The following is a 14,808-nucleotide window of genomic DNA, read 5'->3' as shown; positions in this document are numbered from 1 at the left end:
GGCTGAGCTCGTCTCTTCCTCGCACGCCGGACGAGCTGACATTGGCTGAGCTCGTCTCTTCCTCGCACGCCGGACGAGCTGACATTGGCTGAGCTCGTCTCGTCCTCAAACGCCGGACGAGCTGACATTGGCTGAGCTCGTCTCTTCCTCGCACGCCGGACGAGCTGACATTGGCTGAGCTCGTCTCTTCCTCGCACGCCGGACGAGCTGACATTGGCTGAGCTGGTCTCGTCCTCAAACGCCGGACGGGCTCGGGCGGCATGGCAGATCTTGCTCTGGAGCGGACGTATCAGCAGGTCAGCTGGGTATCTGACGCCCTGGCAAGTGGCGCAACACTGCTGCAACACTGCATTCCCTACCAGCTCGCTATGGTTCGAAGCATGCCTCCTGCCGACCGCATCCGAGACCACGCCGGACAGGGCGCGACCACCGTCGCCGCCCACCGCGCGCGGCGTCGGCTGCGTGCCGACCAGGCCAGGCAGCTCGCCGACCTGCTCCGCCACCAGCTCCTGGCCGGCGGTTTCCCGGACGGCACACTCCCGCACGAGACGACCCTCGCCTCGGAGTACCGCGCCACCCGCAACACCGTCCGCCAGGCCCTGGATCTGCTCAGGGCCGAAGGCCTCGTGGAACGGCTCCCCGGAGTGGGCACCGTGGTCGTCGCCGAGAAGTACCCGCACGGCCTCGACCATCTGATGGGCCTCGCGGAAACCCTCCATGAGCACGGCCGCGTCACCAACGAGGTCCGCACCATGGGCCCCGCCCCCGCACCCGCCCCGGTCGCCGAACGCCTCCGCGTCCCCGCCGGCGACGACGTCCTCTACATCGAACGTCTGCGCCGGCTGAACGGCCTTCCCCTCTCCCTCGACCTCACCTACATCCCGCTCGACATCGGCACCGCCCTGCTCGGCGCCGACCTGGAGAACACCGACGTCTTCCGCCTCCTGGAGACGATCACCGGCCGGCGCCTCGGGCACGCCGAGATCACCCTGGAGGCGGTCAACGCGGACACCCACTCCGCCGCCGTACTCGAAGCTCCGCGGGGCGCGGCCGTTCTCATGCTGGAACGGCTCACGCACCTCGCCGACGGCCGGCCGGTCGACCTGGAGTTCATCCGCTTCCGCGGCGACCGCATCACCATGAGCGGTCTGCTGCACCGCTCCCTCTGACCTCTCCCCGACCTCTTTCAGACCCGTTTCCCGGAGACAGCCATGCCCTTGGTGCCCCAGCGGGCCGACGTGCCCGTGACCATCGACGAGTCGAAGTGCATCGACGGCTGCACCCTCTGCATCGACATGTGCCCGCTGGACTCCCTCGCCATCGACGAGAGCAGCGGCAAGGCCTATATGCACGTCGACGAGTGCTGGTACTGCGGCCCGTGCGCGGCCCGCTGTCCCACCGGAGCCGTGACGGTCAACATGCCCTATCTGCTCCGGTGAAAGGCCCCGAACTCCCATGAAACACAAAGCAGTTGCCGCATCCGCCGCCCTCCTTCTCCTCCCGCTGACCGCCTGCGGCGGCAACGCGGCGGCCGGCAGCGACGGCTCCACGGTCACCGTCACCGTCGGGTACCAGTCCAAGACCATCAACACGGTCACCGCGGGCACCCTGCTGCGCTCCCTCGGCTACTTCGAGAAGGAGCTGAACTCACTGGGCGACGGCAAGCACTACAAGGTCGACTGGCAGGACTACGCCACGGGCGCCCCCATCACGGCGCAGATGACCGCCGGGAAGATCGACATCGGCTCGATGGGCGACTTCCCCCTCCTCATCAACGCGGCCCGCGGCAAGCAGCTCGGCAAGCCGACCCACCTGGTCTCCGTCACCGGGTACAACCTGCGCGGCGGTCTCAACACGATCGTCACCTCCCCGGACTCGAAGCTGGCCGGCCTCACCGACCTGAAGGGCAAGAAGGTCTCCACGAGCGTCGGCTCCGCCGCCGACGGCACGCTCGTACGGGCCCTGCAGCGCGCCGGCATCGACCCCGACAAGGGCATCCAGAAGCTCAACCAGCAGCCCGCGGTCGGCGCCTCGGCCCTGACGGCGGGCAGCACGGACGCCCTGTCGCAGTTCGTCGCCTGGCCGGGCCTGCTCACCTTCCAGGGCAAGGCGAAGGCCCTGTACGACGGCGCCCAGCTGAACCTCCCCACCTTCCACGGCGTCACCGCCCGCGAGGACTTCGCCAAGCAGCGGCCCACCGTCCTCGGGGCCTTCCTCAAGGCCCAGTCGGAGGCCACCGACTACCTCAACGCCCACCCGGTCGCCGCCGCCGAGTCGGTCGCCAAGGCCACCGGACTGCCCGCCGAGGTCGTCTACCTCTACAACGGCGCCCACGGCATCTCCACCTTCGACCCGGCGGTCAAGCCGCAGCTGATCTCCGCGCTGAAGAAGGACGTCGCGGTCCTGAAGTCGGCCAAGCTGACCGGCGACATCGACGTGGACTCCTTCGTCGACGACCAGTACGTGAAGAAGGCCCTCGGCGCGGACTACGCCCAGCGGCTCGCCGCGACGCCGCCGGCCTCCGCGAGCGAGGTGTGGCCCAAGGGCGCCGAGAAGACCGTCTCCTTCAAGTCGCCCGCCGAGCTGCTCGGTTACGTGAAGGAGCACAAGGACGGCATCCGCGCCGCCTACGTCCCCGACGCCACCACCGGCACCCTCTGGTTCGCCGACAAGGCGGTCTGGGTGGCCGACGGCAGCCGGCTCCTCCCCTTCGTCGCACCCGCCACCGCAAAGGCCTACGTCGCCGCACACGGAGGTGCCCGCGTCATCACGTACGCCGGCGCGCTGGGGCAGGCGTCGTGACCCGGCGGACGCCGCACCGGGAGGACCGGTTCGCGCCCCGCAGTCCGCGGCGCGCGGGCCGGTACGCCCTGCGGCTCGTCTCGCTCGCGGCCGCCCTCGGCGCCTGGCAACTGCTGGCCGGCCTCAAGGTCGACCTGTGGCTGCGCTTCTCGCAGTTCCCGACCGTCGCCGATGTGGCCCGCACCTTCGCGGACCGGCTGTCCGGCCCCGACTACTGGACGGACCTCACCGACAGCCTCACCCGGATCCTCACCGGCTTCCTCCTCGCCGCCGTGCTCGGCGTGGCGACGGGCGTGCTCGTGGCGCGCTCCCGGCTCGCCGAGGACCTGCTCGGACCGGTGCTGGAGGTCGTCCGGCCGATTCCGGCGATCGCCCTGGTCCCCGTCGCGATCCTGCTCTTCCCCTCCAACGAACAGGGCATCGTCTTCATCACCTGCACCGCCGCCTTCTTCCCCGTCCTGGTCTCCACCCGGCATGCGGTCCGCGCGCTGACCCCCGTGTGGGAGGAGGCGGTCCTCACCATGGGCGGCGGCCGGTGGCGGATCCTCGGCTCGGTCGTCCTGCCGGGCGCGCTGCCCGCCATCTTCGGCGGGCTGTCGGTCGGCATCGGAGTCTCGTGGATCTGCGTGATCTCCGCCGAGATGATCTCCGGCCAGTACGGCGTCGGCTATCGCACCTGGCAGGACTACACCGTCGTCAACTACGCGGGCGTCTTCGTCGGCATGATCACGATCGGCGTGCTCGGCTGGGTCACGTCCACGGCCGTGGAGCTCCTCGGCCGCCGGCTGACCCGCTGGCTGCCGCGCCCGTCGTACCTCCCCGGCGCACGCCCTCCACGTCCCGCGCGCGGTGCCGCCGTCCCGGCGCCGGTGAGCCCCACCACCAAGGAGGTGGCGCCCCATGACCAGCTCGTCTGACCTCCGCTCGCCCGCCCGAACCGGCGCGGGACTGGCCCTGCGGGACGCCACGCTCGGACGGCCCGGCGCACCCGTCCTGGAGGGAGTCGACCTCGACGTGGCCCCCGGCGAGATCCTCACCCTCGTCGGGCCCTCGGGCTGCGGCAAGTCGACCCTGCTGCGCACCCTGGCCGGACTGCTCGCGCCCCTCGCCGGGGACGTCGGCCAGGACGGGCACCCGCTGACCGGACCTGCCGCCGACCGCGCCCTGATCTTCCAGGAGGACGCCCTCCTGCCCTGGCGCACCTTGCGCGCGAACGTCGAACTGCCCCTCGCCATCAAGGGCCTGCCCCGTGCGGAGCGCCGGCGCCAGGCGGAGGACTGGCTGGAGCGCGTCGGCCTCGCCGAACAGTCCCGCCAGTTGCCGCACCGCGTCTCCGGCGGCCAGCGCGGGAGGGTCCAGCTGGCCCGGGCGCTCGCGGGCGCCCCCCGCGCCGTCCTCATGGACGAACCCTTCGGCGCCCTCGACGCCCAGACCCGCGCCGGCATGCAGGACCTGCTGGTGGAGGTACTGCGCGGCACGGGCGCGACGGTCGTCTTCGTCACCCACGACGTGGACGAAGCCCTCTTCCTCGGCGACCGTGTGGCCCTCCTCGGCAACGGCCGGCTGACCGCCGTACGCGATGTGCCGCGCCCGCGCGACCGTACGGCGCACGACGATCCCGCGCGCGTGGCGCTGCGGCGCGACGTCCTCACCTCGCTCGGTACCTGAAAGGCCCCCCGGTGACCACCCCCTCCTTGCACACGCCCCTGGAGATCCCCGCCCTCACCGACGCCGAGGAGATCCGCTGCGACGTCCTCGTCGTCGGCGGCGGCACCGCCGGCACCATGGCCGCGCTGACCGCCGCCGAGCACGGCGCGAACGTCCTCCTGCTGGAGAAGGCCCACGTCCGCCACTCCGGTGCGCTCGCCATGGGCATGGACGGCGTCAACAACGCGGTCATCCCCGGCCGCGCCGAACCCGACGACTACGTCGCCGAGATCACCCGTGCCAACGACGGCATCGTCGACCAGTCCACCGTCCGCCAGACCGCCACCCGCGGCTTCGGCATGGTGCAGCGCCTGGAGTCGTACGGCGTGAAGTTCGAGAAGGACGAGCACGGCGACTACGCGGTCCGCCAGGTCCATCGCTCCGGCTCCTACGTCCTGCCGATGCCGGAGGGCAAGGACGTCAAGAAGGTCCTCTACCGGCAGCTGCGGCGACGCGAGATGCGGGAGCGGATCCGCATCGAGAACCGGGTGATGCCGGTGCGCGTGCTCACCGCCGAGGGGCGCGCGGTGGGGGCGGTCGGCTTCAACACGCGCACCGGCGCGTTCGTGGTGGTGCGCGCGGGCGCGGTGATCCTGGCGACCGGCGCATGCGGCCGACTGGGCCTCCCGGCCTCCGGCTATCTCTACGGCACGTACGAGAACCCGACCAATGCCGGTGACGGTTACGCCATGGCCTACCACGCGGGCGCCGAGCTCACCGGCATCGAGTGCTTCCAGATCAACCCGCTGATCAAGGACTACAACGGCCCCGCCTGCGCCTACGTCGCCAACCCCTTCGGCGGCTACCAGGTCAACCGGCACGGCGAACGCTTCGTCGACTCCGACTACTGGTCGGGCCAGATGATGGCCGAGTTCGCTGCGGAGGTCGCGAGCGACCGCGGTCCCGTGTACCTGAAGCTGAGCCACCTCCCTGAGGAGTCGATCTCCTCCCTGGAGTCGATCCTGCACTCGACGGAGCGGCCCACGCGGGGCACCTTCCATGCGGGCCGGGGCCACGACTACCGCACCCACGACGTCGAGATGCACATCTCCGAGATCGGCCTGTGCGGCGGCCACTCGGCCTCGGGCGTACGGGTCGACGACCACGCCCGCACGACCGTCCCCCGCCTGTACGCCGCCGGCGACCTGGCCTGCGTGCCGCACAACTACATGATCGGCGCGTTCGTCTTCGGCGACCTGGCGGGCGCGGACGCCTCCCAGTACCAGGCCTACGAGGGCGAGTTGCCCGAGGAGCAGCTGCGCGAGGCGCACGAACTGATCTACCGTCCGCTGCGCAACCCGGACGGCCCGCCGCAGACCCAGGTCGAGTACAAACTGCGCCGCTTCGTGAACGACTACGTCGCGCCGCCGAAGTCCGGCGCCCGCCTGTCCCTGGCCCTGGAGGCCTTCGAGCGGATGCACGACGACATCGCGGCGATGGGTGCGCGCACCCCGCACGAGCTGATGCGCTGCGCCGAGGTCTCCTTCATCCGCGACTGCGCGGAAATGGCCGCCCGGGCCTCCCTGGCCCGCACGGAGTCGCGCTGGGGGCTCTACCACGACCGCATCGACCACCCCCGGCGCGACGACGCCTCCTGGTTCCACCACCTCGACCTGCACAAGTCCCCCTCCGGTTCGATGGAGTTCACGGCCCGGCCCGTGGCTCCGTATCTGGTCCCCGTCGACGAGTTCACCCCTGTGGGCGGCCCGTCCCGGTACATCGGCGAGGTCCACGCCGAGGACGTGGCGACCGCCGGGTCGCGGGATGTGGCGCCGGTCGCCACGGGGCCGACCTCCGCACGTGCCGCCACACCCGTGGGCCACGGCTCGGGCGAGACCGCCTCACCCCGGCTCCTGGAGCTGCTGGAGCTGGCCGAGGAACAGCCGGAACTCGCCGCGATCGAGCCCTACTTGACCGACCTCGACGCCGCCGTGCGCCGCACTGCGGTCTCGGTCCTCACCGAGACGGTGCCGCCCGGCACCGGGCAGGCCCTGGCCGGCGCCCTCGGCGACCCCGACGGTGACGTGCGTGCGGCCGCCGCGGCCTCGCTGCGTGAGCTGGTCGAGACCCTCCCGGCCGAACCCGACCTGGGTGCGGCCCTCACCGCTGCGGTCGCCGAGACGGACCCCGTGGTCCGCGCCGCCGCCCTCGACGTACTGCGCGCCCTGCGCCTGGGGAACGTCGAGGTGTTCGCCGGGGCACTGGACGATCCCGACATCGCCGTCCGTATCGAAGCCGTGCGCGCGCTCGTCTCGGTCGACGCGGTCGAACCGCTGTCCGGTGCGGCGGCCGACGCCTCGCGCGAGGTCCGCGTCACCGTGGCCAAGGCCCTCGCTGCCGTCACCCCTGCGGCCCGTGCCGCGAGCGGCCGGGAACTGCTCACCGGCACCCTGGACCGGCTCACCGAGGACAGCGACCCCCTGGTCCGCGGTGCCGCGCTCGGCACCCTGGCCACCGTCGGCTGCCCGGCCCCGCTCACCGCGCGTGCCGTGGCCGCACTGGCCGACCCGGCGTGGCAGGTCCGTGCCGGTGCCGCCACCGCCCTGTCCGCCGCGCCCGCCGACACGGCCGTGCCCGCCCTCGCCAAGGCGCTCGCCGACCCGAACGCCGACGTGCGCAAGGCGGCGGTTCTCGCCCTGACCCGGCACAACGGCACAGCGGAGGCCCGGGCGGCCCTCGCCACCGTCACATCGGACCCGGACGCGGACGTCAGGGCGTATGCGACGCGGGGGCTGTGACGGTGTCCCGGGCCCTGTGAGCACCCCGCCACCGAGCCGGCCCGCCCGCCTCTATGCCAAGTCCGGCTCCGGCTCCGCGTCCATCTCGGGCCAGCCGTCCTCGGCGCCCGCACGGGCTCCCGCCTCCCCGGGGGGCCGTGTGAGGTGCTGTGACGGCACCCCGCGCCCGGTCACCGTGCCTCCGCCACGGGGACCGGCGCCGACCCGCCGGCCCGCCTCTATATCCAGTCCGGCTCCGGCTCCGCGTCCATCTCGGGCCAGTCGTCCTCGGCGCCCGCACGGGCTCCCGCACCGGCATCCCCGGCGGGAGCCGTGTGAGGTGTGCCGTCCAGTGAGGCCAGTACCTCCAGCACCCCTTCCCCGTAAGTCGCCAGCTTCTTCTCACCGACCCCGCTGATGCCGCCGAGCTGCGTCACCGACGTCGGCCAGGCGGTGGCGATCTCCCGGAGCGTGGCGTCGTGGAAGATGACGTACGCCGGGACGCCCTGTTCCCGGGCCTGCTCGGCGCGCCAGGCGCGCAGCGCCTCGAACGCGGGCTGCAGTTCCTCGGGCAGCTCGGCCGCCGCGGCCTTGGCCTTGCGCTCGCCCCGGCCGGCGGAGCCCGATGCCGAGCGCGAGGTCACCGGCTTCTTCGGCTCCTTGCGCAGCGGTACCTCCCGCTCGCGCCGGAGCACCGACCCGCTGGCCTCGGTCAGCACCAGCGTGCCGTACTCCCCCTCGACCGCGAGCAGCCCCTGCGCCAGCAACTGCCGCACCACGCCCCGCCATTCGCCCTCGTCGAGCTCCTCGCCGATGCCGAACACGGACAGCTGGTCGTGGTCGAACTGGATCACCTTGGCCGTGCGCTTGCCGAGCAGGATGTCGACGATCTGCACGGCACCGAACTTCTGCCCCCGCTCCCGCTGCAGCCGCACCACCGTGGACAGGACCTTCTGGGCGGCGACCGTGCCGTCCCAGGTCTCCGGCGGGACCAGACAGGTGTCGCAGTTGCCGCAGCCGGCGGGGTCGGGGTCCTGGCCGAAGTAGGCGAGCAGCTGGCCGCGCCGGCACTGGGCGGTCTCGCACAGCGCCAGCATCGAGTCGAGGTGGGCTGCGGCCCGGCGCCGGAACGCCTCGTCGCCCTCGCCGGACTGGATCAGTTTGCGCTGCTGTATGACGTCGTTGAGGCCGTACGCCATCCATGCCGTCGACGGCAGCCCGTCCCGGCCGGCGCGGCCCGTCTCCTGGTAGTAGCCCTCGACCGACTTCGGCAGGTCGAGGTGGGCGACGAACCGGACGTCCGGCTTGTCGATGCCCATGCCGAAGGCGATGGTCGCGACCACGACCAGGCCCTCCTCCCGCAGGAAGCGGGACTGGTGGGCCGCGCGCGTGCCCGCGTCCAGGCCTGCGTGGTAGGGCACCGCCTCGATGCCGTTGCGTGACAGGAACTCCGCCGTCGCCTCCACCGACTTGCGGGACAGGCAGTACACGATGCCCGCGTCCCCCTCGTGCTCCTGCCGCAGAAAGCTCAGCAGCTGCTTCTTGGGGTCGGCCTTGGGCACGATCCGGTACTGGATGTTGGGCCGGTCGAAACTCGCGACGAAGTGCCGGGCCGTCGGCATGTGGAGCCGCTGGGTGATCTCCTGGTGCGTGGCGTGCGTGGCCGTGGCCGTGAGCGCGATCCGTGGGACGTCGGGCCAGCGCTCGCCGAGGAGGGACAGGGAGAGATAGTCGGGGCGGAAGTCGTGGCCCCACTGGGACACGCAGTGGGCCTCGTCGATGGCGAAGACCGCGATCTTGCCGCGGGAGAGGAGGTCCAGCGTCGAGTCGAGGCGCAGGCGCTCCGGTGCGAGATAGAGCAGGTCCAGCTCGCCGGCGAGGTACTCGGCCTCGACGACCCTGCGCTCGTCGAAGTCCTGCGTGGAGTTCATGAACCCGGCGCGCACGCCGAGCGCCCGCAGCGCGTCCACCTGGTCCTGCATCAGCGCGATGAGGGGCGAGATCACGATGCCTGTACCGGGTCTGACCAGGGCGGGGATCTGGTAGCACAGCGACTTGCCACCGCCGGTCGGCATGAGCACCACGGCGTCGCCGCCGGTCACCACATGCTCGATGACGGCTTCCTGCTCGCCGCGGAAGGCCTCGTAGCCGAAGACCCGGTGCAGCGTGGACAGCGCCTCGCTCTCGGTCACCCCTGGCATCTCGCTGATCCCGCCCATCCCACCCATAGTTCCGTCCCCCGTACGTCGTCCCTCGACCACTGCCTCCACGATAGGGGCCCGCACTGACAGCCCAGGAGTTATCCACAGGCCCGGGTCCCTCCTGACGGCAGTGTGGGCCCCGGTTCCTGTCGAGAACCGGGGCCCACACCCGCGCAATGCAGGTCCGTGCAGGTCAGCGCACGAACACTCCCGCCTGGCTCGCCAGGTCCAGGAAGTACTGCGGTGCCACACCGAGCACCAGCGTGACCACGACGCCGAGCCCGATCGCGGTCATCGTCAGCGGCGACGGCACGGCGACCGTCGGACCCTCGGGCCGTGGCTCGCTGAAGAACATCAGCACGATCACGCGGATGTAGAAGAAGGCCGCGACCGCGGACGAGATCACACCGATCACGACCAGCGGCGCCGCCCCGCCCTCCGCCGCCGCCTTGAACACGGCGAACTTCCCGGCGAAGCCGGAGGTCAGCGGGATGCCGGCGAAGGCCAGCAGGAACACCGCGAACACGGCCGCCACCAGCGGGGAGCGCCTGCCGAGACCGGCCCACTTGGACAGATGCGTCGCCTCACCGCCCGCGTCGCGCACCAGTGTCACCACAGCAAAGGCGCCGATGGTCACGAAGGAGTACGCGCCCAGGTAGAACAGGACGGAGGAGACACCGTCCTTCGACGTGGCGATGACACCGGCCAGGATGAACCCGGCGTGTGCGATCGACGAGTACGCCAGCAGCCGCTTGATGTCGGTCTGCGTGATCGCGACGATCGCACCGCCGAGCATGGTGACGATCGCGACGGCCCACATGACCGGCCGCCAGTCCCAGCGCAGGCCCGGCAGGACGACGTAGAGCAGCCGGAGCAGCGCACCGAACGCGGCCACCTTCGTCGCCGCCGCCATGAATCCGGTCACCGGGGTCGGTGCGCCCTGGTAGACGTCCGGGGTCCACATGTGGAACGGGATGGCCCCGACCTTGAACAGCAGCCCCATGACGATCATCGCGCCGCCGACGAGCAGCAGCGCGTCGTTGCCCATCGTGTTGGCGAGCGCCGGGTCGACGTTCGTGACCGAACCGTCGACGACATGCGCGATCGTCGCGTACGACACGGAGCCCGCGTAGCCGTAGAGCAGCGCGATGCCGAACAGCGTGAACGCGGAGGCGAACGCGCCGAGCAGGAAGTACTTGACTGCGGCTTCCTGCGACATGAGCCGCTTGCGGCGGGCCAGGGCACACAGCAGGTACAGCGGCAGTGAGAAGACTTCCAGGGCCACGAACAGGGTCAGCAGGTCGTTGGCGGACGGGAAGACCAGCATGCCCGAGATCGCGAACAGCAGCAGCGGGAAGACCTCGGTGGTGGTGAACCCGGCCTTCACAGCTGCCTTTTCGCTGTCGCTGCCCGGCACGGACGCGGCCTGTGCGGCGAACGAGTCGACGCGGTTGCCGTGCGCCACCGGGTCCAGGCGCCGCTCGGCGAAGGTGAACAGGCCGACCAGTCCGGACAGCAGGATCGTGCCCTGCAGGAACAGGGACGGCCCGTCGACCGCGATGGCGCCCATCGCCGCGATGTGCGCCTTGGTGGTGCCGTATCCGCCGGCCGCGAGCGCCACGACCGCCGCGAAGGCGGCGACGAGCGCGACGGCGGACACGAACACCTGGGCGTAGTAACGGGACTTGCGCGGCACGAAGGCCTCGATCAGCACCCCGACGATCGCCGCGCCGACGACGATCAAGGTGGGCGACAATTGCCCGTACTCGATCTTCGGTGCGGGGATCTTCGAGATCGGGTCGGCCGCGGTTGCCGCCGTTGTCCACAGGCTGTGGACGGCTGCTGCGCTCACTTGGCCACCGCCTCCACCTCAGGCTTGGGGTCCTTCTTGTGTACGTCGGACAAGGTCGACTTCACCGCCGGGTTGACGATGTCGGTGACCGGCTTCGGGTAGACGCCCAGGAAGATCAGCAACACGATCAGGGGGGCGACGACCACGAGTTCGCGTGCCCTGAGGTCGGGCATCGCGGAGACCTCCTGTTTCACCGGGCCGGTCATCGTCCGCTGGTAGAGGACGAGGGTGTAGAGCGCGGCGAGCACGATGCCGAAGGTGGCGATGATCCCGATGGCCGGGTAGCGCGTGAACGTGCCGACCAGGACCAGGAACTCGCTCACGAACGGCGCGAGACCGGGGAGCGACAGGGTGGCCAGGCCCCCGACCAGGAATGTGCCGGCGAGGACCGGGGCGACCTTCTGCACACCGCCGTAGTCGGCGATGAGCCGCGAGCCGCGCCGGGAGATCAGGAAGCCCGCCACCAGCATCAACGCGGCGGTGGAGATGCCGTGGTTGACCATGTAGAGCGTCGCTCCGGACTGGCCCTGGCTGGTCATCGCGAAGATGCCCAGGATGATGAACCCGAAGTGCGAGATCGACGCGTATGCCACCAGCCGCTTGATGTCCCGCTGCCCGACGGCGAGCAGCGCCCCGTAGATGATGCTGATCAGGGCGAGGACGAGGATGGCGGGCGTCGCCCACTTCGAGGCCTCCGGGAAGAGTTGGAGGCAGAAGCGGAGCATCGCGAAGGTGCCCACCTTGTCGACGACCGCCGTGATGAGGACGGCGACCGGGGCGGTGGCCTCCTGCATGGCGTTGGGCAGCCAGGTGTGCAGCGGCCACAGCGGCGCCTTCACCGCGAAGGCGAAGAAGAAGCCGAGGAACAGCCAGCGTTCGGTGTTCGTCGCCATGTGCAGCGAGCCGTTGGCCCGGGCCTGGGCGATCTCCTGGAGGCTGAAGTTCCCGGCGACCACGTACAGCCCGATCACCGCGGCCAGCATGATCAGGCCGCCGACCAGGTTGTAGAGGAGGAACTTCACGGCCGCGTACGACCGCTGCGTCGACGCCGCCTCCTCGCCGTGCTCGTGGGCACGGTCCCCGAAGCCGCCGATGAGGAAGTACATCGGGATCAGCATGGCTTCGAAGAAGATGTAGAAGAGGAAGACGTCGGTGGCCTCGAAGGAGATGATCACCATCGCCTCGACGCCGAGGATCAGGGCGAAGAAGCCCTGCGTCGGCCGCCACCGCTTGCTGCCGGTCTCCAGCGGGTCGGCGTCGTGCCAGCCCGCGAGGACGATGAACGGGATCAGCAGCGCGGTCAGCGCGATCAGCGCCACTGCGATGCCGTCGACCCCCAGCTCGTACCGGACCCCGAAGTCCTTGATCCAGGCGTGGGATTCGGTGAGCTGGTAGCGGCCGCCGTCCGGGTCGAAGCGGACCAGGACGACGATCGCCAGGGCGAGGGTGGCGAGCGAGACGATCAGCGCGAGCCATTTGGCGGCGGTGCGCTGCGCGGCCGGCACGGCGGCCGTGGCGATGGCCCCGATCGCCGGGAGCACCGCCGTCGCTGTCAGCAGAGGAAAGGACATCGGTATCAGACCGCCCTCATCAGCAGGGTCGCGGCGATGAGGAGCGCCGCACCGCCGAACATCGAGACCGCGTACGACCGCGCGAAGCCGTTCTGCAGCTTGCGCATACGCCCGGACAGGCCGCCGACCGAGGCCGCCGTGCCGTTGACGACGCCGTCGACCAGGGTGTGGTCGACGTACACCAGGGAGCGTGTGAGGTGTTCGCCGCCGCGGACCAGGACGACGTGGTTGAAGTCGTCCTGCAGCAGATCGCGCCGGGCGGCCCGGGTGAGCAGCGATCCCCGGGGGGCGACGGACGGGACCGGGCGGCGGCCGTACATGGCGTACGCGATGCCGACGCCGATGAGCAGGCAGACCATCGTCCCGCCGGTGACCGCCGCCGCGCTGAGCGGGGAGTTGCCCTCGCTGTGGCCCGTGACCGGCTCCAGCCAGTGCAGGAAGCGGTCGCCGATGCTGAAGAACGCGCCGCCGAAGACCGAGCCGACGGCCAGCACGATCATGGGGATCGTCATGACCTTCGGGGACTCGTGCGGATGCGGTTCGGCGTGCTCGCCCCGGTGCTCGGCGACGGGCTCCGCGCTCGGCGCCTCCGGGGAGCGGGTGGGCTGGTTGCGCCAGCGCTCCTCGCCGAAGAACGTCATCAGCATCACGCGCGTCATGTAGAACGCGGTGATGGCCGCGCCCAGCAGGGCCGCGCCGCCGAGGATCCAGCCCTCGGTGCCGCCCTTCGCGAAGGCCGCCTCGATGATCTTGTCCTTGGAGAAGAAGCCGGACAGACCGGGGAAGCCGATGATGGCGAGGTAGCCGAGGCCGAAGGTGATGAACGTGACCGGCATGTACTTGCGCAGGCCGCCGTACTTCCTCATGTCGACCTCGTCGTTCATGCCGTGCATGACCGATCCGGCGCCGAGGAAGAGTCCGGCCTTGAAGAAGCCGTGCGTCACCAGGTGCATGATCGCGAAGACGTAGCCGATGGGGCCGAGGCCCGCCGCCAGCACCATGTAGCCGATCTGCGACATGGTCGAGCCGGCCAGCGCCTTCTTGATGTCGTCCTTCGCGCAACCGACGATCGCACCGAACAGGAGCGTGACGGCACCGACCACGGTGACCGCCAGCTGCGCGTCGGGCGCGGCGTTGAAGATCGCTCCGGAGCGGACGATGAGGTACACACCCGCGGTCACCATGGTCGCGGCGTGGATGAGGGCCGAGACCGGGGTCGGGCCCTCCATCGCGTCCCCGAGCCAGGACTGCAGCGGCACCTGGGCGGACTTGCCGCACGCGGCGAGCAGCAGCATCAGGCCGATGGCGGTGAGCCTGCCTTCGCCGGTGTCCCCGGTGTGGCTGAGGACCGGCCCGAAGGCGAAGGTCCCGAAGGTCGTGAACATCAGCATGATCGCGATGGACAGGCCCATGTCGCCGACGCGGTTGACCAGGAAGGCCTTCTTCGCCGCGGTCGCCGCACTGGGCTTGTGCTGCCAGAAGCCGATCAGCAGGTAGGAGGCGAGGCCGACGCCCTCCCAGCCGACGTACAGCAGCAGGTAGTTGTCGGCGAGGACGAGCAGCAGCATCGCCGCGAGGAACAGGTTCAGATAGCCGAAGAAGCGGCGGCGGCGCTCGTCGTGCTCCATGTACCCGACCGAGTACAGGTGGATCAGCGAGCCGACGCCGGTGATCAGCAGGACGAACGTCATCGACAGCTGGTCGAGGCGGAAGGTGACGTCCGCCTGGAAGCTCCCGACCGAGACCCAGGTGTACAGGTGCTGGATCAGGGTCCGGTGTTCGGCGTCCTTGCCGAGCAGGTCGGCGAAGAGGACGACGCCGATGACGAAGGAGGCGCCGGCGAGGACCGTGCCGATCCAGTGGCCGACGACGTCGAGCCGCCGGCCGCCGCACAGCAGTACGGCCGCTCCGAGCAGTGGCGCCGCCACCAGCAGCGCAATCAGGTTCTCCACGATTCA

General features: G+C 70.7%; 10 protein-coding genes. 6 read left to right on the top strand and 4 right to left on the bottom strand.

The genetic code is table 11. The annotated features are described in order from the left end of the window. Window positions 1–380: 380 nt before the first annotated feature. The 6 genes from ACFY1E_RS36845 (at window position 381) to ACFY1E_RS36820 (ending at window position 7,247) form a co-directional block, all read left to right on the top strand. Entirely contained in the window at window positions 381–1,169 is a 789-nt protein-coding gene (locus ACFY1E_RS36845) for a GntR family transcriptional regulator (RefSeq protein ID WP_389084124.1), read from the top strand. A 42-nt stretch (window positions 1,170–1,211) separates the two neighbouring features. Beyond that, window positions 1,212–1,439 (top strand): ferredoxin family protein, encoded by a 228-nt coding sequence (locus tag ACFY1E_RS36840; protein WP_389084121.1) that lies wholly within the window; start codon window positions 1,212–1,214, stop codon window positions 1,437–1,439. Window positions 1,440–1,455: 16 nt separating this feature from the next. Further along, window positions 1,456–2,802, top strand: a complete 1,347-nt coding sequence (locus ACFY1E_RS36835; RefSeq protein WP_389084119.1) for an ABC transporter substrate-binding protein — start codon at window positions 1,456–1,458, stop codon at window positions 2,800–2,802. A gap of 68 nt (window positions 2,803–2,870) precedes the next feature. Further along, window positions 2,871–3,719 (top strand): ABC transporter permease, encoded by an 849-nt coding sequence (locus tag ACFY1E_RS36830; RefSeq protein ID WP_389084308.1) that lies wholly within the window; start codon window positions 2,871–2,873, stop codon window positions 3,717–3,719. Further along, the gene (locus ACFY1E_RS36825; RefSeq protein WP_389084116.1) at window positions 3,703–4,470 is read left to right on the top strand and encodes an ABC transporter ATP-binding protein; all 768 of its coding nucleotides are present in this window, start codon (window positions 3,703–3,705) and stop codon (window positions 4,468–4,470) included. The genes ACFY1E_RS36830 and ACFY1E_RS36825 overlap by 17 nt, the downstream gene beginning before the upstream one ends. 11 nt (window positions 4,471–4,481) lie before the next feature. Then, window positions 4,482–7,247 (top strand): fumarate reductase/succinate dehydrogenase flavoprotein subunit, encoded by a 2,766-nt coding sequence (locus ACFY1E_RS36820; protein WP_389084114.1) that lies wholly within the window; start codon window positions 4,482–4,484, stop codon window positions 7,245–7,247. A 218-nt stretch (window positions 7,248–7,465) separates the two neighbouring features. Here ACFY1E_RS36820 and recQ read toward each other — a convergent pair whose 3' ends face one another. From recQ to nuoL, 4 genes are all read right to left on the bottom strand, one after another. Next, window positions 7,466–9,454: a DNA helicase RecQ gene (gene recQ, locus ACFY1E_RS36815; RefSeq protein ID WP_389084111.1), complete on the bottom strand. Its 1,989-nt coding sequence runs from the start codon at window positions 9,452–9,454 to the stop codon at window positions 7,466–7,468. A 166-nt stretch (window positions 9,455–9,620) separates the two neighbouring features. After that, complete coding sequence (gene nuoN, locus ACFY1E_RS36810; RefSeq protein WP_389084109.1) at window positions 9,621–11,279, bottom strand: NADH-quinone oxidoreductase subunit NuoN; 1,659 nt, start codon at window positions 11,277–11,279, stop codon at window positions 9,621–9,623. Beyond that, window positions 11,276–12,850 carry an NADH-quinone oxidoreductase subunit M gene (locus ACFY1E_RS36805; RefSeq protein ID WP_389084106.1) on the bottom strand — a complete coding sequence of 525 codons (1,575 nt, stop codon included), beginning with the start codon at window positions 12,848–12,850 and terminating at the stop codon, window positions 11,276–11,278. Before ACFY1E_RS36805 ends, nuoN begins: the two co-directional genes overlap by 4 nt. Window positions 12,851–12,855: 5 nt before the next feature. Continuing rightward, entirely contained in the window at window positions 12,856–14,802 is a 1,947-nt protein-coding gene (gene nuoL, locus ACFY1E_RS36800; RefSeq protein ID WP_389084104.1) for an NADH-quinone oxidoreductase subunit L, read from the bottom strand. Between the last annotated feature and the right edge of the window lie 6 nt (window positions 14,803–14,808).

Source organism: Streptomyces sp. NPDC001604 (assembly GCF_042893475.1).
GTDB lineage: Bacteria > Actinomycetota > Actinomycetes > Streptomycetales > Streptomycetaceae > Streptomyces.
The sequence above is the reverse complement of the archived record's forward strand: the minus strand, read 5'-3'. Positions and strand labels throughout refer to the sequence as shown.

What these genes read in the sequence shown, in the direction of transcription:
- recQ (WP_389084111.1), bottom strand. Translation starts at nt 9,454, where the DNA reads ATGGGTGGGATGGGCGGGATCAGCGAGATGCCAGGGGTGACCGAGAGC.
- ACFY1E_RS36835 (WP_389084119.1), top strand. Translation starts at nt 1,456, where the DNA reads ATGAAACACAAAGCAGTTGCCGCATCCGCCGCCCTCCTTCTCCTCCCG.
- ACFY1E_RS36805 (WP_389084106.1), bottom strand. Translation starts at nt 12,850, where the DNA reads ATGTCCTTTCCTCTGCTGACAGCGACGGCGGTGCTCCCGGCGATCGGG.
- ACFY1E_RS36825 (WP_389084116.1), top strand. Translation starts at nt 3,703, where the DNA reads ATGACCAGCTCGTCTGACCTCCGCTCGCCCGCCCGAACCGGCGCGGGA.
- ACFY1E_RS36845 (WP_389084124.1), top strand. Translation starts at nt 381, where the DNA reads ATGCCTCCTGCCGACCGCATCCGAGACCACGCCGGACAGGGCGCGACC.
- ACFY1E_RS36840 (WP_389084121.1), top strand. Translation starts at nt 1,212, where the DNA reads ATGCCCTTGGTGCCCCAGCGGGCCGACGTGCCCGTGACCATCGACGAG.